Origin of the sequence: Hymenobacter nivis, assembly GCF_006439025.1 — a bacterium.
GTDB lineage: Bacteria > Bacteroidota > Bacteroidia > Cytophagales > Hymenobacteraceae > Hymenobacter > Hymenobacter nivis_A.
Genome location: NZ_RCYZ01000019.1, coordinates 1 through 2406 on the forward strand (window position 1 = coordinate 1; position 2406 = coordinate 2406).

1 protein-coding gene and 1 pseudogene are annotated in these 2406 nt (G+C 56.6%); both read right to left on the reverse strand.

All coding sequences use genetic code 11. The features are described from left to right. Positions 1 to 1811, reverse strand: a pseudogene (locus tag EAH73_RS22870) (hypothetical protein); the annotation flags it as partial. A gap of 300 nt (positions 1812 to 2111) precedes the next feature. Further along, a partial coding sequence (locus EAH73_RS22875) for a T9SS type A sorting domain-containing protein (RefSeq protein WP_140469442.1) occupies positions 2112 to 2406 on the reverse strand: 295 nt, incomplete at its 5' end.

Below are 2406 nucleotides of genomic sequence, written 5' to 3' on the forward strand. Positions count from 1 at the left end.
GGGGCGAAGAAGCTCTCCTTGCCGTCGGTGTCGAGCTGGCGCAGGCGGTAGAAGCGGGTGCCCTGCTTGCCGGCCGTCGCGTCGCGGAACTGGTAGGCGCGGGCCTCGGAGCTGTTGGGGGAGGCGGCGGCCACGAAGCCGAGCTTGGCGAAGGCGGTGCCGTCGGTGGAGACCTGCACCTCGAAGCCGGCGTTGTTGAGCTCCTGGGCCGTGGTCCAGCTCAGCAGCGCGTCGGGGCCCTGGGCCACGGCGGCGAAGCTGGTCAAGGTCACCGGCAGCGGGTTCGTCGCGTCGCCCAAGGTGAATGTGGTCGCAAGGGTACCGTTTGTGCTAAGGCGGGTTAGCGAATTAGCGCTTTTGGAGGAGCTGGTAGTGGATAAAGGCTGGAAGGACGCACTGCCATTTGCTGCGCGAAGCAATAATAAATTGGCTTCCTTGGCGCCGTTTAGCTCTGCATTTAGGTAGTGCAGAGTAAGGTCAAAAGTGAGTTTGTCCGGGTTGTCGGGCTGGAGCGAAAAGCTGCGGCGAATATTTGTGCTCGTACCAGCGCCATTGTAGGCAAAACTGGTATTGCGCAGCACCGAAATCTTGAGAGCTGCCGCATTATTTACTGTCAACTCAAGCCCAATGTTTCCAAACGTATTTGGACTTTGGTCAACCACTCGGTCGGTACTGCGCACGATGCCCAGCACGTAGCCAAGCTCCGATTCATTAATTATTTGCGCTTTGGTGCCGAGGTCGATATTGTACTTCTGGACATCGTCGGTACGCGTTTGAATAATGCCGCCACTCCGGGTAAATATTAAACTGTTTAGGATGCTTGCGCGACCGGTAAGTGTTTTCGTGCTGCCGCCGTCGATGCGCAGGTCAAAGAATGTCCCACCGTCAAAAGTCTGGGCCGAATTGCCGGTTAGCGCCACCACGCCGCCCGATTGGTCGAAGCTGCTGCCGGGGTCCTGGAAATTGCCGGACAGCTGTAGCTCACCCCCCGTCAGGCTCAGGCCGTGGTAGGCTGCCGGGGCCCCCGGGCTGCTGGCAATGAGCAAGGTACGGGCCCTGCCGGTGCTGCCAGTGGCAATAACGGGCCGGTTACCATCGGAGCTGTATGGGAGCACAACATCCGTGTCAAGCGTGGGTACCGTAGTGGGCATCCAGTTCTCAGCGTCCGACCAAGTCGAGCTTTTTTTTCCCGTCCACCGGGTAGGCGACGTGCCAGTTACGTTAAAAGAAGCGGTGTAGGGGGCCGACGCGCTACCGTCAAATCCGTCGGGCGCGCTGCCACCGCCCGGATTGCTAATAACATTAAAAGTAAAGTAAACTTCTAAAATATAGGGGCCATTTCCGGAATTAACCGCATTTAATAAATTAATATTGGCCGAAGGACTGCTCCATTTTTTGCCATTGGCCTTATCGGTATTATTACCAATATAATTCAACCGGAGGGGCACAAAAACACCCGGGGTAGAATTCTTGCGGTAAACCCGGTACAGCAGCTGCGGGGGCTGGATGGTAATGCCGTCGGCGTCGACTACGTTGGCCTCCCCACCAATTTGAAAGCTACCGCCCCGGTCAAAAGACCCAAAATCATGTCCCTGAAATAACTGAAGACTCGTGCTGCCGTCATTCTTTGCGTAGTATTTGGCAACGTTGCCATAGCTCGTAAGCGTGACAATGTTTTGATAAAAATCAGCCGCCGCAACCGATGCATTCAGGCCAATAACAAGCAAGAATACGCTAGTTAATAAGCTGAATTTGCTGTTAATAAATGTTTGCCGCAATACCGGCCGGTACTTAAGTAATAATTGCTTCATTAGGGTATCTGAGTAGGTGGGAAAATGGATATCAAATATACAAAAACTGTTGCGTCGAATGATTTTAATGCAAAAAAATACAGCTTATATTCATTTTATGCAAATCAGGTCGAGTAACACGCTATTGGGCGCGGTTTGCTATTGAAAATATCATACGGCATCCGCTAGCCTGCTTTCCTCCAGATGGCCAGCCACCAAAAGGCCCCCAAAGGGGTTGGTGGGGCACAAAAAAAGCCCTGCGCGGGGCGCAGGGCTTTTGGGCGTCTTGGCAAAAGCCTATTCGAAAGCCTATTCTAAAGCCTATTGTTTGACGAGCTTGAGGCGCTGGGTCTGGCCGTCGGCGTAGCGCACCTGCACCACGTAGAGGCCGCGGGGCAGGCTGGCCATGTCGGCCAGGGGCAGGGTGGAGGCGCCGGCGGCCAGCGTGGGCTGCCACTGGCGCACCTGGCGGCCCACGCCGTCGAGCACGCGCACGGTGGCCGGGCCGGCGGCCAGGGTCTGCAGGGCCAGGGTGACGTCGGCGGCGAAGGGGTTGGGGTAGGCCTGGGCCGAGGCGGCCAGGGCCCCGCCGAAGGCCAGCGACTGCGGGGCGAAG